24 protein-coding genes are annotated in these 24863 nt (G+C 49.2%); 5 read left to right on the forward strand and 19 right to left on the reverse strand.

All coding sequences use genetic code 11. The annotated features are described in order from the left end of the window. Positions 1–7: 7 nt before the first annotated feature. The 3 genes from rimM to ffh form a co-directional block, all read right to left on the reverse strand. Positions 8–499, reverse strand: a complete 492-nt coding sequence (rimM, locus tag A1332_RS07865; protein WP_082879596.1) for a ribosome maturation factor RimM — start codon at positions 497–499, stop codon at positions 8–10. Between the two features lie 26 nt (positions 500–525). Next, entirely contained in the window at positions 526–777 is a 252-nt protein-coding gene (gene rpsP, locus A1332_RS07870) for a 30S ribosomal protein S16 (RefSeq protein WP_064007959.1), read from the reverse strand. An 88-nt stretch (positions 778–865) separates the two neighbouring features. Next, complete coding sequence (gene ffh / locus A1332_RS07875) at positions 866–2221, reverse strand: signal recognition particle protein (protein ID WP_026602076.1); 1356 nt, start codon at positions 2219–2221, stop codon at positions 866–868. 126 nt (positions 2222–2347) lie between these two features. Between ffh and A1332_RS07880 the strand changes: the two genes are divergently transcribed. Further along, a complete protein-coding gene (locus tag A1332_RS07880; protein ID WP_064007960.1) occupies positions 2348–3145 on the forward strand; it encodes a cytochrome C assembly family protein in 798 nt (265 codons plus the stop codon). A 42-nt stretch (positions 3146–3187) separates the two neighbouring features. Here A1332_RS07880 and A1332_RS07885 read toward each other — a convergent pair whose 3' ends face one another. The 14 genes from A1332_RS07885 to A1332_RS07950 all read right to left on the reverse strand — a co-directional run bounded on the left by A1332_RS07885 (position 3188) and on the right by A1332_RS07950 (position 17637). Beyond that, on the reverse strand, positions 3188–5683 hold the full coding sequence (locus tag A1332_RS07885; RefSeq protein WP_064007961.1) for a 6-hydroxymethylpterin diphosphokinase MptE-like protein: 2496 nt from the start codon (positions 5681–5683) through the stop codon (positions 3188–3190). Positions 5684–5789: 106 nt separating this feature from the next. Continuing rightward, positions 5790–6644, reverse strand: a complete 855-nt coding sequence (locus A1332_RS07890) for a flagellin (protein WP_026147176.1) — start codon at positions 6642–6644, stop codon at positions 5790–5792. A 552-nt stretch (positions 6645–7196) separates the two neighbouring features. Further along, the gene (locus A1332_RS07895) at positions 7197–7529 is read right to left on the reverse strand and encodes a hypothetical protein (protein ID WP_064007962.1); all 333 of its coding nucleotides are present in this window, start codon (positions 7527–7529) and stop codon (positions 7197–7199) included. Beyond that, on the reverse strand, positions 7529–7915 hold the full coding sequence (fliS, locus tag A1332_RS07900; protein ID WP_064007963.1) for a flagellar export chaperone FliS: 387 nt from the start codon (positions 7913–7915) through the stop codon (positions 7529–7531). The genes A1332_RS07895 and fliS overlap by 1 nt, the downstream gene beginning before the upstream one ends. A gap of 17 nt (positions 7916–7932) precedes the next feature. Then, the gene (fliD, locus tag A1332_RS07905) at positions 7933–9330 is read right to left on the reverse strand and encodes a flagellar filament capping protein FliD (RefSeq protein WP_064007964.1); all 1398 of its coding nucleotides are present in this window, start codon (positions 9328–9330) and stop codon (positions 7933–7935) included. A gap of 26 nt (positions 9331–9356) precedes the next feature. Next, complete coding sequence (locus A1332_RS07910) at positions 9357–9794, reverse strand: flagellar protein FlaG (protein ID WP_064007965.1); 438 nt, start codon at positions 9792–9794, stop codon at positions 9357–9359. Between the two features lie 63 nt (positions 9795–9857). Next, complete coding sequence (locus A1332_RS07915) at positions 9858–10709, reverse strand: flagellin (protein ID WP_064007966.1); 852 nt, start codon at positions 10707–10709, stop codon at positions 9858–9860. A gap of 127 nt (positions 10710–10836) precedes the next feature. Beyond that, a complete protein-coding gene (locus tag A1332_RS07920) occupies positions 10837–11889 on the reverse strand; it encodes a nucleotidyltransferase family protein (protein ID WP_064007967.1) in 1053 nt (350 codons plus the stop codon). Positions 11890–11892: 3 nt separating this feature from the next. Next, complete coding sequence (locus tag A1332_RS07925; RefSeq protein ID WP_064007968.1) at positions 11893–12540, reverse strand: acetyltransferase; 648 nt, start codon at positions 12538–12540, stop codon at positions 11893–11895. Then, positions 12537–13604, reverse strand: a complete 1068-nt coding sequence (gene neuB, locus A1332_RS07930; RefSeq protein WP_064007969.1) for an N-acetylneuraminate synthase — start codon at positions 13602–13604, stop codon at positions 12537–12539. The genes A1332_RS07925 and neuB overlap by 4 nt, the downstream gene beginning before the upstream one ends. Next, on the reverse strand, positions 13601–14773 hold the full coding sequence (neuC, locus tag A1332_RS07935; protein WP_064007970.1) for a UDP-N-acetylglucosamine 2-epimerase: 1173 nt from the start codon (positions 14771–14773) through the stop codon (positions 13601–13603). The genes neuB and neuC overlap by 4 nt, the downstream gene beginning before the upstream one ends. Next, positions 14770–15966 (reverse strand): LegC family aminotransferase, encoded by a 1197-nt coding sequence (locus A1332_RS07940; RefSeq protein ID WP_064007971.1) that lies wholly within the window; start codon positions 15964–15966, stop codon positions 14770–14772. The genes neuC and A1332_RS07940 overlap by 4 nt, the downstream gene beginning before the upstream one ends. Beyond that, the gene (locus tag A1332_RS07945) at positions 15959–16939 is read right to left on the reverse strand and encodes an NAD-dependent 4,6-dehydratase LegB (protein WP_064007972.1); all 981 of its coding nucleotides are present in this window, start codon (positions 16937–16939) and stop codon (positions 15959–15961) included. Before A1332_RS07945 ends, A1332_RS07940 begins: the two co-directional genes overlap by 8 nt. Further along, positions 16936–17637: a cytidylyltransferase domain-containing protein gene (locus A1332_RS07950; protein WP_064007973.1), complete on the reverse strand. Its 702-nt coding sequence runs from the start codon at positions 17635–17637 to the stop codon at positions 16936–16938. The genes A1332_RS07945 and A1332_RS07950 overlap by 4 nt, the downstream gene beginning before the upstream one ends. Before the next feature lie 149 nt (positions 17638–17786). On the opposite strand from A1332_RS07950, the gene A1332_RS07955 reads away from it, so the two are divergent. From A1332_RS07955 to A1332_RS07970, 4 genes are read left to right on the forward strand one after another with little or no spacing between them, the layout of a single operon-like run. Next, positions 17787–18905: a glycosyltransferase gene (locus A1332_RS07955; RefSeq protein ID WP_064007974.1), complete on the forward strand. Its 1119-nt coding sequence runs from the start codon at positions 17787–17789 to the stop codon at positions 18903–18905. After that, entirely contained in the window at positions 18895–19980 is a 1086-nt protein-coding gene (locus A1332_RS07960) for a methyltransferase domain-containing protein (protein WP_064007975.1), read from the forward strand. Before A1332_RS07955 ends, A1332_RS07960 begins: the two co-directional genes overlap by 11 nt. After that, positions 19977–21677, forward strand: coding sequence for a carbamoyltransferase C-terminal domain-containing protein (locus tag A1332_RS07965; protein WP_064007976.1), 1701 nt, complete (start codon positions 19977–19979; stop codon positions 21675–21677). The genes A1332_RS07960 and A1332_RS07965 overlap by 4 nt, the downstream gene beginning before the upstream one ends. Next, on the forward strand, positions 21674–22798 hold the full coding sequence (locus A1332_RS07970; RefSeq protein ID WP_064007977.1) for a radical SAM/SPASM domain-containing protein: 1125 nt from the start codon (positions 21674–21676) through the stop codon (positions 22796–22798). Before A1332_RS07965 ends, A1332_RS07970 begins: the two co-directional genes overlap by 4 nt. Here the strand turns inward: A1332_RS07970 and A1332_RS07975 are convergent. Together A1332_RS07975 and A1332_RS07980 are read right to left on the reverse strand one after the other, a co-directional pair. Then, the gene (locus A1332_RS07975) at positions 22795–23700 is read right to left on the reverse strand and encodes an NAD-dependent epimerase/dehydratase family protein (RefSeq protein WP_157203969.1); all 906 of its coding nucleotides are present in this window, start codon (positions 23698–23700) and stop codon (positions 22795–22797) included. The genes A1332_RS07970 and A1332_RS07975 overlap by 4 nt on opposite strands. Next, the gene (locus A1332_RS07980; protein WP_197491420.1) at positions 23690–24838 is read right to left on the reverse strand and encodes a DegT/DnrJ/EryC1/StrS family aminotransferase; all 1149 of its coding nucleotides are present in this window, start codon (positions 24836–24838) and stop codon (positions 23690–23692) included. The genes A1332_RS07975 and A1332_RS07980 overlap by 11 nt, the downstream gene beginning before the upstream one ends. Positions 24839–24863: the final 25 nt, after the last annotated feature.

Consider the following 24863-nt stretch of genomic DNA (forward strand, 5'->3'; position numbering starts at 1 on the left):
CCTTGAGTTAAAAGTCGGGATCCCAATCGACGATAATCAGGCCATCGTCAAGATCGATTTTTAAAATAGTACTCTGCTGCAAGAAAGGAATCAGGCGCTCTACGTCGCCATCTACTACCACCAGCACGTCATTAGCGCCGGTCTCTAGCAGATAGTCAACCTTGCCTAATTTGCAACCTTCTTGATTGCGTACTTCCAGTCCGATCAGATCGGCCCAATAATATTCGCCATCGCCGGCTTTGGGTAGTTGTTGCTTGCGTATCAGAATATCCGCCCCCATCAACTCAGCGGCAAGATCTCTATCGCTAATGCCTTGCAACTCTGCCACTACTAAGCTGCCTTGCCGCCTACCACCAAGCAATTTAACTTCTTGGATTTGGCTATTCTTCTGGAGAATCCACGGCGAATACTGCAATATGTTTTCGCGGGGGTCAGTGAAAGAGTAGACTTTTACCCATCCTTTTACACCAAAAACGCCGGACACTTGGCCGACGTTCAAAAATTCCCCTGCTGGCAAAACTAAAATTAAGCGACTGCTTTATCGGCGTCTTTGATCAATCTAGCGACGCGATCAGTAGGTTGCGCGCCATTGGATTTCCAGTATTGGACGCGTTCGCTATCCAATACCAATCTTTGCTCACCACCGCGGGCTAAAGGATTGAAGAAACCTACGCGCTCAATGTAACGACCATCGCGACTGCTTCTGCTGTCGGTAACAACAACATGATAGAAAGGACGATTCTTAGCGCCGCCTCTGGACAAACGAATGCTTACCATTTGGATACCTTAAATAACATTGAATCAAAAAACTTAATCAAACTATTCTACGCGATTTTTACAATAAGTGAAGGACAAATTACGACAATCACATTCTCATGCCGCGCATATTGCTCTTCAAGCCACGCATCATGTTTGCAATATTACCCTTGCTGAATTTTTTCATCATCTTTTCCATCATTTGATGCTGCTTCAACACACGATTTACAGCCTGCAAGTCCAAACCGCAACCATCGGCGATACGTTGCTTCCGACCGCCTTTAATCAGATCGGGAAAACGCCGCTCTTGTTTGGTCATTGAGTTGATGACGGCAATCTGATGCGCCAGATCCTTGTCGTTGACTTTATCCTTAATATCTTTGGGCACGCCGCCCATACCCGGCAGCTTATCCATCATCGCGCCAAGCCCGCCCATATTCTGCATTTGTTCGAGTTGCTCCTTCAGGTCGTTCAAATCGAAGCTCTTGCCTTTTTGCAGCTTTTTGGCTAATTGCTCGGCCTTTTTCTTGTCGACATTTTGCTCGATATTCTCGATCAGCGACAACATATCGCCCATACCGAGAATACGTGAAGCCAACCGATCAGGATAGAAAGGCTCCAAAGCGTCGGTTTTTTCGCCGACACCGATAAATTTGATCGGTTTGCCGGTAATATGCCTGATGGACAGTGCCGCACCCCCGCGCGCATCGCCGTCGGCCTTGGTCAGTATCACGCCGGTCAATGGCAGAGCGTCATGAAAAGCCTTAGCGGTATTCGCGGCATCCTGGCCCGTCATGCTATCCACCACGAACAAAGTCTCAATCGGCTTGATCGCGGCATGCAAAGCCTTGATTTCAGCCATCATCTCGTCATCGACATGCAAACGACCGGCGGTATCGACGATAACCACATCTAAAAATTGACGCTTTGCCGCATCTATAGCTCTGTTAACAATGTCGACCGGATTTTCGCTGGCATCGCTTTCGAAAAACTTTAAGCCAACATCTGCGGCCAATGTCTCCAATTGCTTAATCGCCGCAGGGCGATAAACGTCAACACTAACCACCCCAACTTTTTTCTTTTTCTTTTCTTTTAGATGGCGGCCTAATTTTGCCACCGTAGTCGTTTTGCCCGCACCTTGCAGACCCGCCATCAATACGATTGCCGGCGGATTGGTACGTAGATTCAGCTCTTCGTTAGCCGAGCCCATCACCTTGACCAATTCCGACTGCACCACCTTGATCAGTGCCTGCCCAGGAGTCAAACTGGTTTGAACTTCCTGACCCAACGCGCGCTGAGTAACTTGATCGATAAAATCGGTCACCACCGGCAAAGCAACATCGGCTTCCAGCAAAGCCATTCTTACTTCGCGCATGGTGTCCTGGATATTGCTCTCGGTCAGACGACCTTGGCCTTTAATTTTTTTTAGCGTGCCACTGAGGCGATCGGATAAATTATCAAACATAGCTGCGTCTTTATTTTTCTAGGGTTCCGGCGGATGTCTGCCAACACAAACGGATTACAACAATTGGTCTGCTTAGTTTAACATAACCGTATCGCAACACCTTTTGATTATTCCCCTGCCACCGCCATGTACACCATACCCGTCGGCCTATTTTCGATATTAAGCTATGCGATTGCCGCAACATTGATCGTTAAAGAAATCTTTGGCGCCAAACAGCACCAGTTATCCATGCAACTAGCTTGGCTTGGCGCAGGGCTGCATAGTGTCTATACCGTCATGAACGTGCAAAATCATGAAGGATTCAACTTCAGCTTTTTCAGCACAGCATCGCTGGCAGGCTTGGTTATTTGCCTTCTACTGTTAATTGCCTCGCTGGACAAACCGGTAGCAAAACTTGGGGTATTGATTTTCCCAGTTGCAGCAGCGATGCTGGCTTTAGATATGAGCTATCCGGCAACACCGCACCTTCTGATCAATCATAATTGGCAGATGAGCACCCATATCTTGACATCGATATTAGCATTCAGCCTGTTAAATATTGCTGCATTACAAGCCATTTTATTGGCCATTCAGGATCAACAATTACGCCATCACCACCCCAAACGCTTTATGCTGGCTTTACCGCCTTTGCAGGCCATGGAATCGCTGCTGTTTCAAATGATTGCAACGGGATTACTGTTTTTGACCGCATCCTTGGTCACCGGCTTCTTTTTTGTTGAGGATTTATTTGCACAGCATTTGGTTCATAAAACCGTACTATCAATACTCGCCTGGATAATTTTTTCCGCACTACTGTTCGGCAGAATTCGCTACGGCTGGCGCGGACAAAGCGCAATTCAGTGGACACTCATTGGCTTTACTTCATTACTGCTGGCCTATTTCGGCAGCAAAATGGTTTTGGAATTGATATTGAAAAAAGTTTGAGCATTTAATACAGCCCAAGACTAACAGACACAATATCCGCAGCTAAAATCCGGCGGAAACCAACGCAGCCTTCATGGTCACAGCGACTTCAAGACCAGGTTTTTGAGCCAAAATATAATCCAGCATCATGCCAGCCGCATCGTAGATCCCTTGCTCCGTGTACAAATTAGCCAACTTGATTTGCACCAAAGTATCTTGAGGGAATTGACTTATGTAATTATTGTAAGCATCGATTGCGACCATAACATCACCATGTAGTCGCTGCATTTCCGCATACAAAGGCAAATAAAAGGGATTCAATTGCGACAAACACTGTAACGCCAGATTAGCAGTATGAATATCATCATTGTCGATACCGATATCTGCAATTCTTATCAGAGCCTGCTCGACCAACACCTCGCCACCGTCAACAATTTGTCTATATGCATCCAAAGCCTGAGCAGGTTTGTGTTGCAACTCAGCAGAGTAACCGGCAATCAATTGTCGATATGGCTCGACCACCTGCTGATCTTGGTACTTGTCCAGACTCGCCAGCAAATCGCTCAATTCTTCGACTTTTTTATGCTTGAACAACAAGCCCGCGCGTTGCCTCAGACTTGATAGATTTCCATGACTTTTAGCCTTGGCAAAATGCCGCGTATTTTTATCATGAACAATCTCTACGAAGCGTTTTTCAAACTCGGCAAATTCAGCCTGAACATCTGCCGGTACCTCAGCGGCAATAGCCTTCCACAATCTTACACGCCCAAAACTTCTGTCCTTTCGATATTGCTCCATTACCAAACCAAAACTCGGTACATCCGCATATTCCTGTTGTCTGGCTTCGACTCTTTCGACCGCATCATCCAACAAGCGCATCAACTTTGTTGCACCTTCCTGATAGGCGTCGTAGAAAACGTTGCCTAGCTGCTTCGCTTCTTCAGCACTCCATTCTTCATCGTTAAATGGCTTGGTCAACTTGATAAAACTTCTGATACCAAAGCTCTTTACCAGTTTGCTGTAATGCCTATGTTCTCGCTTAAACTTCTTCTCGATCTGATCTAGCCTTTTTTTATCCTTATAGTTTTCAATGACTCCATCAGCACTATACATCTCGTCGTTTATACGGCGCGCATTTTCCGCCAGACGGGCAATTCCTTTGATCTGAAATTGGGCACGCCCTATTTCATCAAGAATTTTTTTATGGTATTTATCATGTTCAGCGGATTCGCTAACTCGCTCGGCTACGATTTCTGTCACATTAATGGCGCCATCCGTAAACTCGATTTCGGATATGGGCAAATACTCGATATTGTCGACTTTGGCAGAACCGCCGGAAATATTGAAAATCCGACATCCCATTTCCGATAACTGTTTCGCCTGGAAACTTAGCGAGAGAATGGCTTGAGCGAAATCGCAACTAGTAGGCGCCATAAAACCGGCATTTGTCTCTACTTGCAACGATGTCAGATTAAAGCGTGGCCCGGCCAGTTGTTCGTCGCTACCGGTGGCGTGAGTAAAGCCTTCCTTGGTGAAGCATAAGTCTACGCCGGCGAGCACAATTCTCTTGAATCCAAAATGATACGCCACACTTAACGCCGTATTGGTCACGGTCGGCCCCGCACTGCCAATATTCGCTACGTTTAGTGGCGACGGCCACGGCAGTCGCGGACCAAGATAAAGCCCAAGGCCATGCCATTGATTCACTAAAGTTGGGACAGTGTGGTAGGAATATACAAAAATCGGCTTGCTGCTGAACTCGAGCATTTCTTTGCTGATATCGAAGCTCAGCTCAGTCGGATCCACTGAAAACACAAAATCCGGCTCGATATTGGCCTGTACTAACTGGCGAGAAATTCTGGAAACAGCAAAAACCACAACCTCGTTGCGATGCAACCTGAGCCATGGCAAAACCTCATCAAGTGAGGGGCCTCCTGCCAAAAGTAACACCGTCTTGTCGACAAAGGCCTTTTCGAGCAATTTTGCCGGCCTGCCATTATCGGCTAAATTAATAATCTGTCTGGCGATAAACGCCTCGCTACCCAACTCAACACTAATTTGCCAATGCAGTTGCGATAGCACTTCCGCGATGTACCAACTTAACTCTGCATACTCCTCTATATAATCGTCTTGCGCACAAATTGCGTTGTAGGATCGTACTGCGTTGATATATAGATAATCGTTTATTTTGAAATTTTTAATAGCCTCCGGCCATTGTTCCAAACCGATACACAGAATCTTCTCATCCAATCCATCAAGCAATTGGTTGTATTTTAACCCCTGCAATACGCCTTCCGGTTCAATGAAGATGTAGCGCGTACCTTTTGGTAAAAACTTGCTTTGCAAGTATTTTGGCAGCAACCCGGAATCCGTGCCGATAATCACATTAAGCGCATCTTCAGCAAACAGATCCTTACCGTACTTCGCGTCAAACAGCGCTTCGGCACTAACTTTATCGAAGCTGTTTCTATTTAGGTTGAAAAAATATTTTTCGCCAAAGTTATTTACGCATATTGGCCCTAAGTCATATTGTCTCACCTGATCAAGTTCATCAACCATTTGCTACTTCTTGATTAAAGTTTACGGAATCTCACTAGCTACGCATCAGCTTAGCATTCCTATATTCAAATGCACCGACTATTCAGGCTAAATACTGCGGTTACTTCTATTTCAATAATTGCAATACGCCTTGGGTTACTTGATTCGCCTGAGCCAACATCGCCGTACCCGCTTGTTGCAGAATCTGACTGCGGCTTAAATTTGCTGTTTCGGCAGCGAAATCGGCATCCATAATCCGCGAACGAGCTGAACTTTGATTTTCAATGGAAGACTGTAGATTCGATATAGTGGTGGAAAACCGATTCTGAATTGCACCTAAATTCGAACGAAATGTATCGATTCTTCTGATTGCAGTATCAATAGCATTGATTGCTGAGCGCACATTTCCAGAGGTAGCAGCTGATCCAATTGAATGCTTGTTACCAAAAAGCGCGCTCAAACTTGTCACAGCTATCAAATCGGATACCGTAACAGATATCTGATTGTCTGCTGCCGTGTTAGCTCCAATCTGAAAGTTCGCATTCTTTAAAGAACCGTTTAGAATTTTTTTGCCGTTGAATTCGGTATTCTGAATAATCCTTTTAACTTCTGCACCCAATTGCTTAAATTCGGTATGAAGCTTTTGCCTGTCTTCACCACTAACAGCCGCTCTATTGGCCGCCTGGACCGCCAAGTCTCGCATCCTCTGCAAAGTCTCAGTGATTGTACCCATCCCGGCTTCCGCAGTTTGCGCCATGGAGATACCGTCGTTGGCATTGCGCATGGCAACAGTCATACCGCGAATTTGCGATGTCATCCGGTCGGCAATCGCCAAACCGGCGGCATCGTCTTTAGCACTATTGACTCTAAGACCTGATGATAAGCGCTCCATAGACATTTGCAGACTATCGTTAGTCCGCGTCAGAAACTTCTGACTATTCAATGACGCGATATTTGTATTGATGACCATTGATGATGGCATGATCGTTCTCCCGGTTGATACTAAATGGAATAGGCATTATTGCCGCCACTAAACATCAATCACTTTTCATGCCAATATATAAAAATCCCTTTTAAATTCAACAATTAACAAAACAAGAGCTCTCTCAATATCATCAAACACAACTGAAACACACCTGATTAAAGCCCGTTTTGCCGCTTAACCAGCCTTTAGGCAATTAGAACGACATTTTTTTGACTCCCCCCCCTCCGAAAACCATTGCCTAGAAAAACCACATGTCAAATACCTCACAACAAAGCCTAAAAACAAAATTAAAATCAATAACATGGAAAATTTTCGCGTAATTTGAAAATCGATATTTTAATGGATGAAAGGGTTACGAAAATATCGAGGAAAATTGTGAGCTAGAATCCGACAAACAATTGCCGGCCACAAAAGTGGAAGAGAAATGGAAGCGGCATTTCGTTGCCGCTAGGACAACGATCAATGAAATTAAGGGGTATATCGATACGCTGAAAAGCGTGTTTTCGGGATGATCTGGAAAAATACGAGGATAGGCCTGAGCTAGCCGACTTAATAACTGCTATAAGCCAGCATTGCCTTACGGCCACGGTCCAATACCGATTGCTGGGTAGCCGAGCGCATTTTTTGCTCTTCGATATAAGAAATAAAAACAGCATCTTGCTCAAGCATGGACTGAGCTAATTGCTTTAAAAGAAGTTTTTTAGGCTCGGAAAAGGCCGCAGTGGTCACAAAAAACTGTTCTAAATAATTTTGCCTGACGTCCAAAATATCAGCCAGACGCTCCCATTCCGCCTTTACCATGCAATCTTGAATAGTATTGGCAAAACCTTGCAACTGCTGTTGCCACTCCAAGAAATCAGCATCCGCGTCATCGACAGACATTAGGCAATCGCGTCCCAAGCTTCTTTAACCTCTTTCATCAACACAGTTACCTCATTCAATATGTCTTCGCTGTTTTCACTACTCGCCTGTAGCAACCTAAAATTGATGTAATCGTACAATTGGCGAAGATTGGCAGCAATTTCACCACCCTGCTCTAAGTCAAGCACCTCATTTAGACCGCCGACTATGCCGATTGCCTTGGATATATAGATGCTTTTCGCTTCCATATCGCCATGAGTAATTGCACCTTTAGCAGAATTGATTCGAGCCAAAAATCCTTCCATCAACATTTGTATCAATCGATGGGGAGATTCCTCGCCAAAATTGCTGGAGGTATGAACCTCAGCATATTGTCTAGCGCCTTTTCTATGAGCATCAACGTACATGGGAAAAAACCTCTATATTACAAATTGTTGATCCAGTTACTTAAAAAAGAACCGGTTGATTTAAATTTGCCGACTGTAACATCCATCGCTGTAAATTGTTTTTGCAATGTCTTTTGTAGATTATCTAATCTAATCTGCACATCGGCTCTGCGATCTCCCAAGGTAGACAGTTGTTTTTTCAGCGATGTTTGCTGACTATCCAAAGGTCCACCCGATTGCAACAAATTATCCAATTTTGAGTAAAGCCGAGTCGCCACACCGTCAGACGACGAAAACACATCGCTGACCGACTGTAAACTGGCGCTCAATGCAGTGTTAAGCTGCGTGCTATCCAATGACATCACACCATCTTTATCTATCTTCACGCCTATCATGGCTAATGAATTGTAATTCCCGGTCGCGGACGAAACCGGATTTGTCGAATCTTGTCTGATCTGTGAGTTCACATAACGCAGCGTTGCATCGCCGATTAGCGCGCCATTTCCGGAACTGCTACCGCTGGAGCCGCCACCGTATTTACCCAAATCTTTGGCAGTCGTGTGTAGCTTGTTGTATGCGGTTACGAAACTTGTCAGAGTTTTATTGATAGCTTCATTATCCAAACTGACATCAACGTTCACCTTGGTCCCCACTTGAGCGGATTTCAAGTCTAAAGTCAGACCTTGTACTACGTCGGTTATCGAATTGGTGCTGCGCGTTGCGGTCTGACCATCGACTTTGATAATAGCGTCGGCAGCGGTCGCCTGAGCGCTCAAATTGGAGGAAAAAACCTGTGACAATCCAGACGTATCGGTGTTGTTTCCATCGTCGTCACTACCTGTCACGGTAAATGCGTTTGCAAGCCCGGAGTTTTTGGCTGTGAGGACCAGCTTGGAAATTGTACCGGTGCCGGTGGAGTTGTCGACGTTAACGATACTCGCGGTAACGGAGGTATTACCGGAAGCGTTGTTGATGGCATCTCTTATGCCTGTCAACGTATTATTACTGGAACCAACCGTCACGTTGAACGAGACACCCGCTGTGGTAGCAATAGTCAAAGATCCCGTGCCAACGGTGGCAGCCGAACTGGCAAACTCCGCTGAAATGGATTTTTGCGCCTTTGCCAATTGGGTAACTTCCAGGGCATAAGAGCCGGCCACGGATCCCGCGCCAGCGGCAACTTTTAAGATTGACTCGTCGGCAGACGCGGCTTTATGCGTTTTGAACAGATTTCCATCTTTGAGTTTGTTTACCGCAGTCTGAAAATCAGACAACGCGCTTTTCAAGCTGCCAATCCCACTCAGCCTAGTATTTACCGAGTCTTCTTGTCGTTGAATAGCATTTAGTGCCGGCTGCCCGTCAGCCGCCACTAATTGCGTTACTAGGGAGTTAATATCGATACCGCTACCAATACCCGTTGACGATACTATGCTCATGGCACTCTCCTCATCCGACTAACTTACTAAGCACGATCCTGAATCATAGAGCCTTGTTGGCCATCCAACTCCTGCATTCTTCTGATAAACGCCAGCATTTCTTCGGAGGGAATTTGCCGCACAACATCGCCAGTTTCACTATCGACAACTTTCACCACTAATTCCTTGGTTGAATCGTCTACTTTGAATTGGAGATTGCGGTTAACTGATTGAAGCAGCGAATTTCCTCTATCCGCAGCTTTTTTCACCGAATCGAAAGAAGGCTTGGCTTCATTCTGTTTGTCCTGCTCTTGGTTCGAAATTGAAGAGGACACAGTCGAATCACTTTGCAAAGCGGAAACACCAAGGCTGCGCTTTTCAGCGTCGGCCTTGGCACCCGCAAATGATTTTTCATCCGTTTGCTTATCGGCTTTAGCAACAGTCACGGGAGATAGCTTTAACACATTTGAAATCTCACTGTTCATGACATTCACCTTATGCTTTTCGTATTAAATGGGAGGTTACGGTCCGCAACCTCCCTATCAAAACTACCTTAGCAAACTCAACACGGACTGACCGGACTGATTAGCCTGCGCCAACATCGCTGTACCAGCTTGTTGCAAAATTTGCGTTTTACTCAAATTGGATGTTTCAGTTGCAAAATCGGTATCCAGGATTCGGGATCTAGCAGCACTTTGATTTTCTATGGAAGACTGCAAGTTAGCAACAGTAGTCATAAACCGATTTTGAATCGCACCCAAGGTTGATCTGAAAGTATCGATCTTTTTAATCGCACTATCAATAGCTGATATTGCTGACCTGACTTTAGCAGAAGCTGCACCCGATCCAATTGAGTAACCAGCGGCCCCAAACAAGGCACTAAGGCTATTAACTTTTTCCAAGTTAGAAACAGTAACAGAGACTTGGTTGTCGGTCGTAGTATTAGCACCCACTTGGAAGTTGGCACCTGCCAAGGAACCATTCAGAATTTTCTTACCGTTGAATTCGGTGTTCTGAATAATCCTTTTAATCTCCAGACCAAGCTGCTTAAATTCAGTCTGCAACTTATCCCTGTCTGAACCACTTACTGCGGCCCTGTTGGCTGCTTGAACAGCAAGGTCACGCATCCGTTGCAGAGTTTCGGTAACGGCGCCCATACCAGATTCAGCTGTTTGCGCCATCGAAATACCGTCGTTGGCGTTTCTGACCGCCACGGTCATACCACGGATTTGCGACGTCATTTTATCGCTGATCGCCAGACCGGCCGCGTCGTCCCTTGCAGAGTTAATTCTCAAACCAGATGACAAGCGTTCCATTGAGGTCGCTAGCGAATCGTTGGTTTTATTTAAAAAACGTTGACTGTTCAACGAATTGACGTTTGTACTGATTACCATTGCCATGATGCTACCCTCCAAATTTCGAGAACGTTCAGCGCTTCGAAAATTTTGTGTTGTGTTGAATTAAAAAGATTTGTTTCAAACTCGAATGATGTATCGGCCCGGGTTTGGAGAACTTTAACCCTCTAATTCAGAAATATTGGGCGAACTCACCCTGTGCTCTTAAAAAATCGGCTTCGCGGCCAATGTCCAGCCAGTAGTCATTGACCGGAAACATAGATACTGTCTCGCCTCGGGCCACTTGCTGGTTCAATAAAGTCGGCATATCCAACTTTTTCTCGGCCGCGATACTGTTGATCAAACTGTGATCCAGCACATAAATTCCCGCGTTGGCCAAACAACTTTGCAACGGCTTTTCCTCGATACCGATGACACGTTGTTGTTCCAAAGTAACCACGCCGTAAGGAATTTGGTACTCGTACTGCCGCACGCATAGCGTCGCTATGGCTTGTTGTTCGTTGTGGTAGGCCAGCAATCTGGAAAAATCGACCTGGGTCAGAATATCGCCGTTCATCACGATCAGCGGCACGTCGGGCAGATTATCCGGCATCAAGCCAATAGCACCGGCCGTACCCATTGGCTCCGTCTCGTCGATATAATCGATTTTGATTCCCCAACGCCCACCATCACCGAAATAGTCTTTTATCTGCTGCGCCCGATAATGCACAGCGATGTAAAACTGCCGAAAACCCGACTTGACGAAATTTTCGATAATGGTTTCCAGAATCGGCTTACCGCCGATTTCCAACAACGGCTTCGGGCAATCGTCTGTATACGGCCGTAAGCGGGTACCGAATCCTCCAGCCATTAAAAACACCGGATTAGGAAACGTCGGCTGCTTGTAGAGTGCTTGCAACGATTCCAGTCGCACCACCCGCCCCTGATCGTCCACCACAGGCAATTGATAGAGATGATGGCCTTCCATCATCGCAATCAACTGGGTTTTGCTATCCTGCAAGGCGGCAACTTTCGGGCGTTTATTCATCACCTCGCCAACAGGATGCTCTAGGGATAATCCCCGAATCAAGGCTCGGCGGATATCACCATCCGTGACAGCTCCCAGCAACCGCTCTTGTTCGTCCACCACCAAGGCGATCTGTAACGCCGCGCGATCAATCACCTCGATAGTCGCCCGCAATGTCGCTTCCGGTCGAATCAATACCTGTTGCCAATGCTGTCTCATCTGTTAATCCTGTTCCAAATCCTGTACAAGCGAACGGGCCGGATAGACAATCCTGCTGCATCCTACATCTCGAGTCACCACACTCCCTGCGCCAATTACACTACCGGAACCGATACGTATGCCTTGAATAATGGTCGCACCGGTGCCAATATGCACCTTATCGCCCAATTCCACCCCACCGCTCAACACCGCACCTGGTGCTATGTGCACATCACAACCAATCCGGCAATCGTGTTCCACTATCGCCCCGCTGTTAATAATACAGTTTTCAGCAATTTCCGTGCCTGACTGAATAATGACGCCTGCCATCAGCTGCACCCCTTCTGCCAACACTACATCGGTCGCCGTAAAAGCGCGTGGATCGATAAGCGTGCGAAAACGATAACCCTGCGCACGGCATTTCTCGAATAAAGCCGCGCGCAGACCGGCGTCCCTAGGCAAAGATCCTATACCATTGACTAACTCAACACTATCCGCCGGATAAGCCCATATCGCCGAATCGTCACCTAGGATGTTCACGCCCAAATACTCGCTGCCCGCCAAGCGGTTGGGATCTGCGAGGCCCAGTACCTCTACATCCAGGCGCCGCAGCATATCCAACAAAACCCGCGCGTGACCGCCGCTACCCAGCAAAATAACCGGCTTGCTCATTCGATCAAATCATCCGTCTGATAATCCTGGTGGCTGGTGTGGCCGAGCAATCGCCAATATTCCATCGGACTCACCCCGGTTCCAGGCCGCTTGCTTGTCAAATTTTCGGCACTGAATTTTTCGCCGGCTGTTATAGAAGCAGCTGCAACCAAACTTTTGCGAGCGACAATGCGATTTTGTAACTCCACGGCTTGCGGCATTTTGCTAGGCCGACCTAACGCTTGCTCGACCGCGCGAATATCCAGCACCATTTGTTTCAATTCGTCCGGCTCCAACGACACCTGATGATCAGGGCCTTTTTGACGACGATCCAGCGTGAAATGCTTTTCGATAACGACCGCACCACGCGCGACAGCGGCAATCGGCACCACCAGGCCCTCGGTGTGGTCGGAGTAACCAATTGGCAAGCCAAAAGCCTGCTGCAATACATCCATCGCCCGCAAATTCACGTCAGCCATAGGCGTTGGGTATTCGCTGGTGCAATGCAGCAAACTGACTTTTTCTTTTAAAACGGCTTGACCGGCCTCTGCGCTGTAGGCTTTTTGAAACGCCGCCTGCGACGGTTGCTCCCAACCCAGAAAACCAAACGCCAACACCCCCAACGCTGCTTCCACTTCCCCCAAGGTGGCCATGCCAGTAGAGACAATAATATCCTTGCCGGTTTGGGCATGGGCCAGCAAAAAGGGGCCGTTGGTAATCTCGCCGGACGGAACTTTCAGCTTAGCGATTCCGAGTTCATCCACCAAAAACGCCAGACTGTCAAAATCGAACGCGGTCGACAAAAACTCGATATCCTGGTTTTGGCAATAGTCGCGCAACTGAAAATGAAACTCATATTTCAGCTCGAGCTTGCGCAGCATCTCTAATTGGCTCTCGGCCGCGCCCGTGGTTTGTTTTTGGTACTCGGCCTTGCTTGCCGACTGGGTGACCAGTTTCTCGGCTTTGAAGGTTTGGAACTTCACCGCGTCGGCACCCGCAGCCACAGCGGCATCGACCAGTTGCATGGCGGTTTGCAAACTGCCGTTGTGATTCACACCCGCCTCGGCAATGATAAAAACACTCATGCAACCACCTTTAAGTCGTAAAAATGCTTTTTCAGCAGCCCATCCAAAGGCGTCTGTTTGAGTAAATCTTTAATCTTCAGCGACGCCCCGCCTTGACCGTACGGGTTTTCAGCGTGCGCCAAGGTGTTGGCAAACGCCCCGGAAAACACTTTTAGCAATGCATCGCGGATCGCACCGGTATGCGGCGAACAATGCAATACGCTATCCGCACAGATTCGTCCCCGCTGGCGATCACCAATATTGACGGTGGCAACCTTAAATGCCGGCGCTTCTAAAATACCGCTGGAAGAATTGCCCACCACAGCATCGACCAGCTTCAACGCAGATAGATAGCGTTGAGAGCCCATGGAAACAAAGCTGACCACCCGATCCGCATGACGTTGCCGATAATCTTCTATCATCCCGGCAATAGCCCTGCCATCAGCATCGGCATTGGCGTGGGTAAATATGATATGCAGATTGTCGAAGCCATCTAAAGCCCCCAATAGCTGTTCAAACTGTTCGGTAGCAGTGGCAGTTTCCAATGTAACCGGATGAAAGGTGACCAACAAATTATGTGCGCCAAACTTAAAATCGAGTACCTGTTCCAGCTGCTCTTTATCCAGCAACGGCAAGCGATAAACATTATCCAAACCTGGCGCGCCGACGTTGAACACCCAACTGGGCTGCTCGCCGAGTTGAATTACCCGCTGCCGGTAAATCTCGGTTGAAGTGAAATGTAGATGAGACATTTTGGTAATGGCATGGCGAATCGCATCGTCCACCGCGCCTTCGGTGAGTTCCCCGCCGTGGATATGTGCAATGGGTATCCGTTGATTCATTGCCGCTTGAACCGCAGCAAAAATCTCGAACCTATCACCCAGCACCACCAGCAAATCGGGCTCTAAGTCGGCCAGCGCGTCGGCAAAGCCAATCAGCCCTAAACCCATAGCTTTGCTGATCCCGGCCGGAGTATCCGACGACAGCAGCATTTCCACCTTGCGAGAAATCGAAAAACCATCGGCGGCAATTTGTTGCCAGGTCAAACCGAACTCCGGCGACAAGTGCATGCCGGTAACCACTAATTGCAATTCCAGTTCGGTATCGGCCTGAAGCTCTTTCAGCAGCCAGTACAACAGGCCATATTCGGCGCGCGAGCCGGTCACCACGCAAATTTTACGCGCCGTCATAACACCACGCTGCTGGGAATATTCACCAGTCTCTGCGCCAAGCGCTGGGATTCCGGTAAACCGTCATGCTGGCATTGGCTGTACATTGGTAAGCTGGACATCAACTCCCACAACGGCCGAGTCATCACCCCTTGAGCGTTGCTGTCGGTCAAAAACTGCTCGCGCTCGCCAGCGTCGTTGAGCAATAGTGCATTTAACCAATAATTCGACTGGGCGCCATTTGGTTCTTGGACAATCTCAACGCCGGCGCGCCTGCTCCAGGTAATGTAACGTTCGGCTAGTTCGCGCTTACGCTGGATAAACAAGGGCATCTGCTCGAGTTGGGCCAACCCCAGCGCTGCATTCAGATTAGGCATCCGGTAGTTGTAGCCGATTTGATCGTGCGTGAATTTCCAAGCATGCGGCAGTTTGGCGGTGGTAGTCAGATGTTTGGCTTGCCGAGCCAGCTCGTCATCATCAGTCAGTATCATACCGCCGCCGCCGGTGGTGATGATTTTGTTACCGTTGAAACTCAGCACACCCAATTTGCCAAAGGTACCGCAATGTTTCGCCGGCGTAGGTGCGAATTCATTCGCACTCGCAGCCGACGGGTCGAATGAATTCGACCCTACAATACAACTGCCCAGCGCTTCGGCAGCATCTTCGACGACGGGAATTTGATACTGATTACAGACCTGCAACAATGTAGCCATGTCGCACGGATGACCAAAGGTATGCATAGGCAGACAAGCGGCTATGCGCTTGCCGCTAAGTTTGTTCCAGACGCCGTCCTCACGCAATTCGGCAAATTCGGCGAGAAAATCCGCCAGCGCCTGCGCTGATAACCCCAGCGTCGCCGTGTCAACATCCACAAACACCGGCTCGGCACCACAGTAATGAATCGCGTTGCAGGTCGCAACAAAGGTCACAGCCTGAGTAAGCACTTCTTCGCCCGGCTTAACGCCTGCCAACAACAGCGCCACATGTAACGCGGAAGTGCCGTTGACAGCGGCAATCGCATGCTTCGCTCCGGTGTATTCGGCTATTTTGGTTTCAAATTGGCTGACATAGGGGCCAACGCTAGACACGAAAGTGCTGTCGATCACATCCAGCAGATACTGCTTTTCATTGCCGGCAAAGCGCGGCTCGTGTAGCGGAATAAAATCATTAGTTTGATAAATCTCGCGGACCAGGCGGATAAAACTGTCAAACATTGTAAATATCCGCTTTGTATCTTTTCAGGTTGTCAGCGCTGCCGAACCAAGCCACGGTGCGGCGCAAACCTTCTTCCAAACTCACTTGTGGCGCAAAATTCGTCAGTTGCTTGATCTTGCTGTTGTCGCACCACAAGCGGTTCACTTCCGATTTTTCCGGCCTCAGCCTTTGCTCATCAACCAAAAACTCGACATCGCTACCCATGATGCCTTTAATCAGATTTAACGTTTCGCCAACCGAGATTTCGAAGTTCGAGCCGATATTGACCGTTTCGCCTATGGCTTGCTCCGCTTCGGCCAAGGCGATAAAGCCCCGGCAGGTATCTTCCACGTAATTGAAGTCGCGGGTCGGCGAGGCATCGCCGAGTTGAATCTGCTTTTTACCGTTAGCAATCTGGGTGATGATGGTCGGAATCACCGCCCGCGCCGATTGCCTCGGACCATAGGTATTGAACGGCCGAGCTATGGTCAACGGCAGATTGAAGGCATTGAAAAAACTCATCGCCATTGCGTCAGCAGCGATTTTCGACGCGCTGTAGGGCGACTGGGGTTGTAACGGATGCTTCTCGTCTATCGGCACATATTGCGCAGTGCCGTACACTTCGCTGGTGGAGGTGTGAATCACTCGCGCGACGCCATTGTCCCGCGCCGCCTGACAAATATTCAGGGTGCCGCGGACATTGGTATCGACATAACTGTCCGGGGCCTGATACGAGTATGGGATGGCGATCAACGCCGCCAGATGATACACGGTGTCGATATCACGGCAGGCAAGCCGGCAAAACTGCGGGTCGCGGACATCGCCGCAAATCACTTCAATCTCGTGTTTACAGGCCGCATCCTCCAGCCAACCCCAATTGTTGAAGGAGTTGTACTGCGCCAGCGCCCGCACCTGAAAGCCGCGCGCCACCAACATTTCAGTAAGATGCGAGCCGATAAAACCGTCGGCGCCAGTGACTAAAACCTTGTTCATACCAGTCCTTGTTTAATAAAAGCCTCCGCGATAGCCCAGTCTTCTTCGGTGTCTATATCCAGACTTTGGATTGCATTCATGATCAGCGGCATTGTTCTTTCGGGATAAAACGATTTATGTTCGAGCAGGTGCATGGTTTTGCAGCAATACATCGCACCATTGGGTGTCAATAAGGGTTGGACCTGCTGACGCGTAGTCTGGACCGGCTTGGCCTTGTTCAGCGGCGACAAAAAACCGGCATCGCAACGAAACAGTGTGCTCAAGTCGCGGTGGATTTCTTTGCAAGCAACCACCGCATCGGCTGTTCCCGACTCCAGCATGGTCCACGCCTGATGGATTATAGCCGGGGAACGGAAAGGGGACGTCGGTTGTAGCCACATTAGCTGGTCCGGTAAATAGCCATACGCTTGTTGAAACCAAAGCAAAGCATGTTCTACAACCTGGAGGGCCGATGCGGTATCCGTCGCGCAATCATCGGGACGAATAAATGGCGCTTCCAGGCCTATTTGCGCGGCCACCTCTACATATTTCTGCGAATCGGTCGATAAGATGCTCAGACAACCGGGCAAACTAGCTTGCGCTATCGCTTGCGCGGTCCAGGCAAGCAACGGTTTGCCGCCGAGTAACTTGATATTTTTATCCGGCAAGCCTTTTGAGCCGCTCCGAGCCGGAACGACAACGAGTGTGTTAATTTGCATTCCCGTGGTTTAATTTGTCTTGAAGAATTGGAACTGTACATAAGAATAGACCAATCTGCTTTAGCTTTCGGGTCCGCTATCGGCCCCATCAAAACTGGATTTGATACGCTGCAATTATGACTTCGCGACGCTTACGCGCGGCAATATTCATGCCTCGCGCCAACACATTCTACTTATCTTTATTATTCGGTTTAAAAAGAGGCCTGGAACAACACAACGTCGAAGTGTTTGCCTCCGTCAGCCATTATGACGAACCCTGCCTGCTGGAATTTTGCCATCAGTTCAAACCCGATCTGATCTTTGAAATGAACCGTGCCCGCAGTGCCTTACCCAATCTGCCGGCCCACATCAAGCACATCGCCTGGATTGTGGACACCCTGGGCCATACCGTAGATTACTACCATGGCAGCGACATAACCTATTTTTTCGGCGGCAATTGGAAACGCGCGTTTACTGCCGACGGTGGTTTGGTGGACTGGTTGCCGCCGGGTACCTGTGAAACTAGTTATAGCTTTCAACCGCAACCACCGATCTCGGATTTTTCGTTTGTCGGCCATATTCCCAAACCCTGGACCGAGGAAGAGTTGTCGCGAGAAATTTGCCGATATCAACAAGAACCCATCAACTTCGGCAGGCTGCACGACGAACTGATCGATTATTGGCAAAACATCAGTTTCGAAAACTTTGAGAACATAACTTATCTAAACTCTGCTTACCAATTGATCGAAGAACGTTACGGCCATACGGTGGAGATCGCCGATCAAAGGCTACGCTACGATCTGGGCTGTCGCATGATCAGACTACGAAATCGTCATCAGTTGATGTCTCTAGTCCTGGAAAACTCGGCGTCAGTGAGGATTTACGGCTCGGAAAATTGGAAGGACTGGCCGCAATACCGCCCTCACTATCATCACTTTGTCGACCACAGTTATGAGTTAAAGCAAATTTATCAGTCCACCAAATTGAATCTGCATGAAGGTGTTGGCCCGCATTTTCGGGTATTTGATGCCATGTCGGCCGGTGGCCTGATGTTCGTAAAGCGGACACCGGACGATAAAGCGGAGGGCGGCATCCTGGAAATCTTCGAACCTTTCGTGCATTACGTGCCGTTTTCGGAACACGATTTAGCCGAACACGCCGAGAAATATTTGCACGACGCACAAGCTCGACAAATAATCGTCACCAACGCCGCCCAACAAATCCAGGCCAAACATACCTGGACTCAGCGTGCCGCCAAGATCATCAAGGACTATTACCATGTGGTCTGATCCCGAACTACCGGCACAGTTGGCTATGACCGAGTTTTACGCCGAACATGTACACAGCCATATCCACGCCGATCCGCAGCAGACTTTGCAAAAGTATCGACGCAGAATTTGCTCCGAACTGGCCAAATTCGATATTTCGATAGAACAACTCCGCGACAAAACCATACTCGATATCGGTTCGGGCTGGCAGGCCATCGTCTTCCAGGAACTGGGTTGCCGGCAGGTTTACCACCTGGATATCAATTCCAAACACGTCGATTTTCTAAATCGTTACATCGCTGAAAACGGCATAAAAAATATTATCAGTGAACAAGCTGATATCAGCTGCTCGCTGGGTTCCGCGCAACACATTGATCTGGCCTTCGTCGCCGGGGTTTATCATCACCTAGCAGACCGCGAAGGCTTTCTCGGCAAACTATTGCCGAACATGGCCGCAAACAGCGACATTTTATTCAGGGTTTACCGCGCCGGAACCTGGAGCCGCTGGCTGGTGGCAATGTTAAGAACCGCCAGCATCGGCAGATTAACGCCGGAACAGCTGCTAAGCGCTTACCGCCTGTTACATCCCTACGCACTGGACAATCAGTTTGTCGGCGACTTGATTGATGACCTGTTGACCCCGCAATGGCTAGCATTTCGGCCACAGCAATTCATCGCCGATGCCGAACGACTAAAGTTACAGTGGCAGTGTTCGGCTGCGGCATTTGACTTCGATTTCTCGGACCAGGACGAAAACTTTCGCGTGAAATGGCATATAGACGACCCTGTCGCGATCAACCTAAGCAACCGGCTAATCGCAACCGGCCAAGCCCTTACCGAGAACGCTATGCCTACACCGGAAATCGCCGAGCTGGCCGGCAAATTGACCAAGCTTTTGACAAGCCTTAGCCATTACCCCGGGCGCGACGCGGCCACCGTACTCGTAGCATTGTATTTTTTGGTCAGAAAGCACCGCGGCGTCGATGCCTATCGCGGGCAAATCGCCGATGCCACATCCAATCCCAACCTGGCGGATTGGCGTATCGCGCAATTAGACGCCTCGTTAACCTATTTCCGCGACTGGCTTAGCCAATGAATATACTGGGCATTACCTCCGGCAGCGAAAGCGGCGTTTGCCTGTTTCAGAATGGTCGAATAGTTTTGGCGGTGAGTGAAGAACGTTTAACTCGCAAAAAATTTGACGATAGTTTTCCCGCGTGCTCAATAGCCTGGATCCTGCAAGAAACTGGCTTGTTGTGCAGCGATATTGACTTGATCTGTTACGGCTTCAGTCAAGACTTTGCTGACAGCGATGCCGAACAAGCCTATATCGACAGCTTACTGTCAGCGGAAACCACTACCGACGAAACCACTCGCGCCATCATCAGGCAACGCGTCGAAACCGAACGGCAAATCGACAAAACCAAACGCCGGGCATTTTTCGCGGCAATCCGCGACCTGTTTCCGGCTACGCCGATTTACAATTGCAGCCACCACCAATCCCATCAGGCAGCGGCTTTTGCACCATCGCCATTTGCCCAGGCACTCGTAATTACCGCCGACGGCCGCGGCGACTTTAAATCGCTGACCATTAGCCACGGCGACCGCAGCAACGGTATCAAAGAGCTCTATGCCAGCCCTAGTTGGCGCAGCCTGGGTTATTTTTATGGCCGCATCACCCATTTGTGCGGCTTCAGCGCCAATCGCCATGAGGGCAAAGTCACCGGCTTGGCCGCTTTAGGCGATCCACAAGCCGCGCAAGACTTTATCGGGCAGATCATTCGTTTGGAGGATGAGGTAATTTGTCCGGCGTTCGGCGAGCTCTACACCCCGTTTTTCAGCAATTATTCGGCGGCATTGACCGGACAGGCAGCGCGCTTCAAACGCGACGATTTGGCCGCCGCCGCGCAGCAACAGCTGGAGAATATCGTCTGCCGCTTAATCGAAAAACACGCCAAATCCACCGGCTTAAAGCAAATCTGCTTGGCAGGCGGCGTCTTTGCCAACGTTAAATTAAACCAGAAAATCCGTCAGCTAGACTGTGTCGACGAGGTATTCATCTATCCAGCCATGAGCGATGCCGGCATCTGTGCCGGCAGTGTTTATCATTACTTGTTGAGTAAGGCGGAAGTTCCGGCCTTACTTGATCATGTCTATCTGGGCCCAAAGTGCGAACTATCGACCGATGCCAATGCCTGGCTCAAACATGGCGTTCGCGCAGTGGTCGAAGTCAATGCAATCGAAAAGCTGATAAGCATTCTGCAGAACCAGGCTATCGTCGGCCTCGTATCGGGTCGCAGCGAATTCGGCCCCCGGGCCTTGGGGCATAGAAGTATTTTGGCCTCGGCGCGGGATAGAAATATCACTGCCAAAATCAATCATAGCTTGCAACGCGATGATTTCATGCCTTTTGCACCCAGCATAGCGGAAGACCTAGCGGACCGTTGCCTACAAAATTATCAGAACACCTGTTTATCCGCTGAATTTATGACGCTGAGTTTTCCGGTTACCGCTGAGTTCAGCTTAAATTCACCCGCAGCAATTCATGTAGACCACACCGTCAGGCCGCAGATCGTCACCCGGAAAGCCAACCCATTTTTTTATGATTTGTTGATGGCCTGGCACGAAAAAACCGGTGGGCTATGCCTATTGAATACGTCTTTCAATATGCACGAAGACCCCATCGTTAACAGTGCCGAAGGCATCATCAAAGCGCTCGAACATGGCGCTGTTGATTGGGTATTTAGCCTACCCAATCTATTTCTGAGTTATTCACAAGACGTTATGAAATGAACAAACCGGCGACATTCTCGGATTTGCAAAATACCGCGAAGCATCACCATTGCATACACCCCTGGGCCGATCTCTGGATCAATGCCGCAGGGCACGTCACCTGCTGCCCGCAAAACCGTAGCCTCTTCGGTAATATTCATCAACACAGTATCGAACAACTCTGGAATTCGGACGCCGCACAAACTGTTCGAAGGCTGATAGCAGAGGGAGATTACATAGCCGCCGGCTGTGAAATCGAGTGTCCCTATTTGCGTGGCCGTAAGGACGCACCAGAGGAGCCGCCGCCAGCGAACGAATTGATTAACTTGGACTTCGAACTGCCCGTCGCAGAGTCTGCCATGCAGCGCAATATCGCCACGGTCATCGCCGAATACAGCAATAAGTCGCAAGTGCTGTCCGGCTTGCCAATCTATGTGGACACCCAGCCGGTATTACGCTGCAATGCCGACTGCATAATGTGTCCGCAACCGCACATGAGCGACATGCGGCATTCGGAGGAAATATTGCAAAAACTGGAAACACTGCGAGCAACAGCCAAAGTATTCCGTTGGCAAGGCGGCGAGGTATTCAGCAGCAAGCGCTTTTTCCATTATCTGCATCAATTCGACACGACCGACAATCCCGATCTCGTCAAATATGTGATCACCAACGGCAGCCTGCTGACCGAAGAGCGGATTGCCGCGCTGACCGACCATGACAATCCTGTGTTTTTTCTGCTGTCGATAGACGGCGTTCAGCAATCGACATTCGAAAAAATACGGCTAGGGCTGAGTTACCGGCAAGTGATGGCGACATTGCACTTTTTGGCATCGGCTCAAGCGACTAATCGGAGCGGCCGTAAACTGGTCCGTTGGAACTATGTGGTGATGAACAGCACCTTGGCTGAGATGCGTACCGCCATAGATCTGGCAGATGACTTAAAAGTTGACTTGAATTTTGCTGCGCTGCAAGGCGATTACCCCGAGGAAAACATTTTCCGCTATCCGTTGCACGATATTGATACTTTGCTGGATAGATTTGCCGACCTGGCGACTTACAGCAGCAGCAAATCCATTCAGGTAGACGGGCTTTCAGGGCTAAGTTACCGGCTAAGACAACACCTTTCAGAGCCGCACGGCTAATAACTTTCGGAAAGGCGGTTCAATTCGTCCTTCAGACTGAATTTGGGTGAGAACTGCCAGGTCCGAGACTCAAGCCGAATCCGCCCAATATCCTGCACCACACCGTGCACAGCGTAATCGATACGCGAATTGGACTTAAAACTGGATACGACCAAGGCCGCCAACTCTTCGGCGGTGTAAGACTCATCCGACCATAATTCGAAACACCGCTGCCTATGTCCTGATGTTTGCAGCAGCATAACAATATCCAAAATCGAATCGATGACATCCTGGATGTGAGTAAAATGAAAGCGGGTTTGGTTATTCAACACTCTTACCGCCTGATTTTGCTTGGCGCGTTTTACAAACGTCGGCAACAACTTGTTGACGTGATCGCGCTTTCCACCGTAAACATCCGAAAGCCGGCAAATCGCTAAAGGCATCTCATAACTATTGGCAAAAGCCAACAGCAGTTGCTCGGCAGATTTCTTGGATATTGCATAGATGTGATCGACATTGACCTGAGTGTCGTCCAAAGTATCGTAGTAACTGACTTCGCGGGTGCTAAGATAGATAATCAAAGGCTTGCGAGCCGCTCCGGCGAGTAACTCTATCAAGTTGGTGGTAGCCAGAACCGTGGAGTTGATGCAGTCCATCGGGTTGGCTCGAGCATCGCTAACCCGTGATACGCCGGCAGCATGCACCACAATATCTATATCGGTCAGTAACGGTGCCAAGCCACTCCTGTCCAGTAAATCCAAATGATGAAACCGAATACCTAGCGATGCAAACTCGTCGGCGGTGTCGGCGTGCGGCATCATTCTGTCCACGCCCGCAACCCGATAGCCTGCTTTCGCCAACGCGATAGCCAGTTCACTGCCGACGAAGCCGCACATTCCCGTAATGAAATAATTAACGGCCACCGGCAAACTCCCGGACTGACGCAATCACATAATCGCATTGCGCATCGTCCAGAAATGGATGTATCGGCAATGACAACACTTCGCGGGCCACCTGTTCGGTCATTGGCAGAGAAACCGGTGCCAACTGCAAATGCGGATTTAGATGTAAGGGCTGCGGCCAATGCACAAAACACTCGATGTGGCGCGAGTGCAAATGCCTGATCAACCCATCCCGGTCTCGACAAAGTATCGGATAAGCGCTGAACACATCAAAATACCCAGTGGGCTGACAGGAAACGGGCAAACGCACAGCTTGGCAATCGCTAAGGCCGACATGGTAACGAGCAGCTATCTGCCGACGTCTATCAATATCGTCCGCAAAATATCGCAAGTTCACATTCAACAAGGCTGCTTGCAGATTATCCAGCCGGGAATTGAAACCAAACGCCATCAAATCCTTGTTTTCATTCTGGCCGTGGTTGCGCAGCATCCGAATTTTCTCCGCCAGCAACGGATCGTTAGTGGTCACCAATCCGCCGTCTCCGTAACAATGCAGATTTTTCATCGGATGCAAACTAAAGGCACCTAGTCGGCCGAAACTGCCGGCATACCGACCATCAATATGCGCCCCCAGCGCCTGGGCAGCGTCTTCAACCACTGACACCCCGTACTGATCGGCTATTGCCAATATAGCCGGCATGTCGCAGCAACGACCATTCATATGCACAGGAATAATCGCCTTGGTAGCTGGCGTAATCGCTGCCTGCAAAGCGTCGGGCGCGAGGTTAAAGTCCTGGCCGATATCGATAAGCACCGGCTTGGCGCCGCAATGCACGATAGCCGCCAGCGTTGCCACAAACGTATGCGCAACGGTTATCACCTCATCGCCGGCACCGATACCCAAGGCTTTCAACGCCAAAAACAATGCGTCGGTACCGCTGTTGACACCTATCGCAAACTTCACCGCCAGTTTATCGGCGATAGCTGCCTCGAACGCTCTTACGTCATCTCGCAAAATATAGCTGGCGGAATGCCCTACCGACTCGAAAGCGGCTGTCAGCAATTGTCGGCGTTCGGCAAACTCCTGCTGAAGCCCGACGAAGGGAACAGCACTAACGTGATATTCCTGTAAAGTTTTTTTTGAATAATCTATTAACACTCGGTCGCGATTCAATTTAAAAATT

The sequence above is a fragment of the Methylomonas methanica genome (genome assembly GCF_001644035.1).
GTDB classification, from domain to species: domain Bacteria; phylum Pseudomonadota; class Gammaproteobacteria; order Methylococcales; family Methylomonadaceae; genus Methylomonas; species Methylomonas methanica_A.

Bases quoted from the DNA above. Each gene is read 5' to 3' on its own strand.
- rpsP (WP_064007959.1), bottom strand. From the start codon at position 777: ATGGTAAGCATTCGTTTGTCCAGAGGCGGCGCTAAGAATCGTCCTTTC.
- ffh (WP_026602076.1), bottom strand. From the start codon at position 2,221: ATGTTTGATAATTTATCCGATCGCCTCAGTGGCACGCTAAAAAAAATT.
- A1332_RS07880 (WP_064007960.1), top strand. From the start codon at position 2,348: ATGTACACCATACCCGTCGGCCTATTTTCGATATTAAGCTATGCGATT.
- A1332_RS07885 (WP_064007961.1), bottom strand. From the start codon at position 5,683: ATGGTTGATGAACTTGATCAGGTGAGACAATATGACTTAGGGCCAATA.
- A1332_RS07890 (WP_026147176.1), bottom strand. From the start codon at position 6,644: ATGCCATCATCAATGGTCATCAATACAAATATCGCGTCATTGAATAGT.
- A1332_RS07895 (WP_064007962.1), bottom strand. From the start codon at position 7,529: ATGTCTGTCGATGACGCGGATGCTGATTTCTTGGAGTGGCAACAGCAG.
- fliS (WP_064007963.1), bottom strand. From the start codon at position 7,915: ATGTACGTTGATGCTCATAGAAAAGGCGCTAGACAATATGCTGAGGTT.
- fliD (WP_064007964.1), bottom strand. From the start codon at position 9,330: ATGAGCATAGTATCGTCAACGGGTATTGGTAGCGGTATCGATATTAAC.
- A1332_RS07910 (WP_064007965.1), bottom strand. From the start codon at position 9,794: ATGAACAGTGAGATTTCAAATGTGTTAAAGCTATCTCCCGTGACTGTT.
- A1332_RS07915 (WP_064007966.1), bottom strand. From the start codon at position 10,709: ATGGCAATGGTAATCAGTACAAACGTCAATTCGTTGAACAGTCAACGT.
- A1332_RS07920 (WP_064007967.1), bottom strand. From the start codon at position 11,889: ATGAGACAGCATTGGCAACAGGTATTGATTCGACCGGAAGCGACATTG.
- A1332_RS07925 (WP_064007968.1), bottom strand. From the start codon at position 12,540: ATGAGCAAGCCGGTTATTTTGCTGGGTAGCGGCGGTCACGCGCGGGTT.
- neuB (WP_064007969.1), bottom strand. From the start codon at position 13,604: ATGAGTGTTTTTATCATTGCCGAGGCGGGTGTGAATCACAACGGCAGT.
- neuC (WP_064007970.1), bottom strand. From the start codon at position 14,773: ATGACGGCGCGTAAAATTTGCGTGGTGACCGGCTCGCGCGCCGAATAT.
- A1332_RS07940 (WP_064007971.1), bottom strand. From the start codon at position 15,966: ATGTTTGACAGTTTTATCCGCCTGGTCCGCGAGATTTATCAAACTAAT.
- A1332_RS07945 (WP_064007972.1), bottom strand. From the start codon at position 16,939: ATGAACAAGGTTTTAGTCACTGGCGCCGACGGTTTTATCGGCTCGCAT.
- A1332_RS07950 (WP_064007973.1), bottom strand. From the start codon at position 17,637: ATGCAAATTAACACACTCGTTGTCGTTCCGGCTCGGAGCGGCTCAAAA.
- A1332_RS07955 (WP_064007974.1), top strand. From the start codon at position 17,787: ATGCCTCGCGCCAACACATTCTACTTATCTTTATTATTCGGTTTAAAA.
- A1332_RS07960 (WP_064007975.1), top strand. From the start codon at position 18,895: ATGTGGTCTGATCCCGAACTACCGGCACAGTTGGCTATGACCGAGTTT.
- A1332_RS07965 (WP_064007976.1), top strand. From the start codon at position 19,977: ATGAATATACTGGGCATTACCTCCGGCAGCGAAAGCGGCGTTTGCCTG.
- A1332_RS07970 (WP_064007977.1), top strand. From the start codon at position 21,674: ATGAACAAACCGGCGACATTCTCGGATTTGCAAAATACCGCGAAGCAT.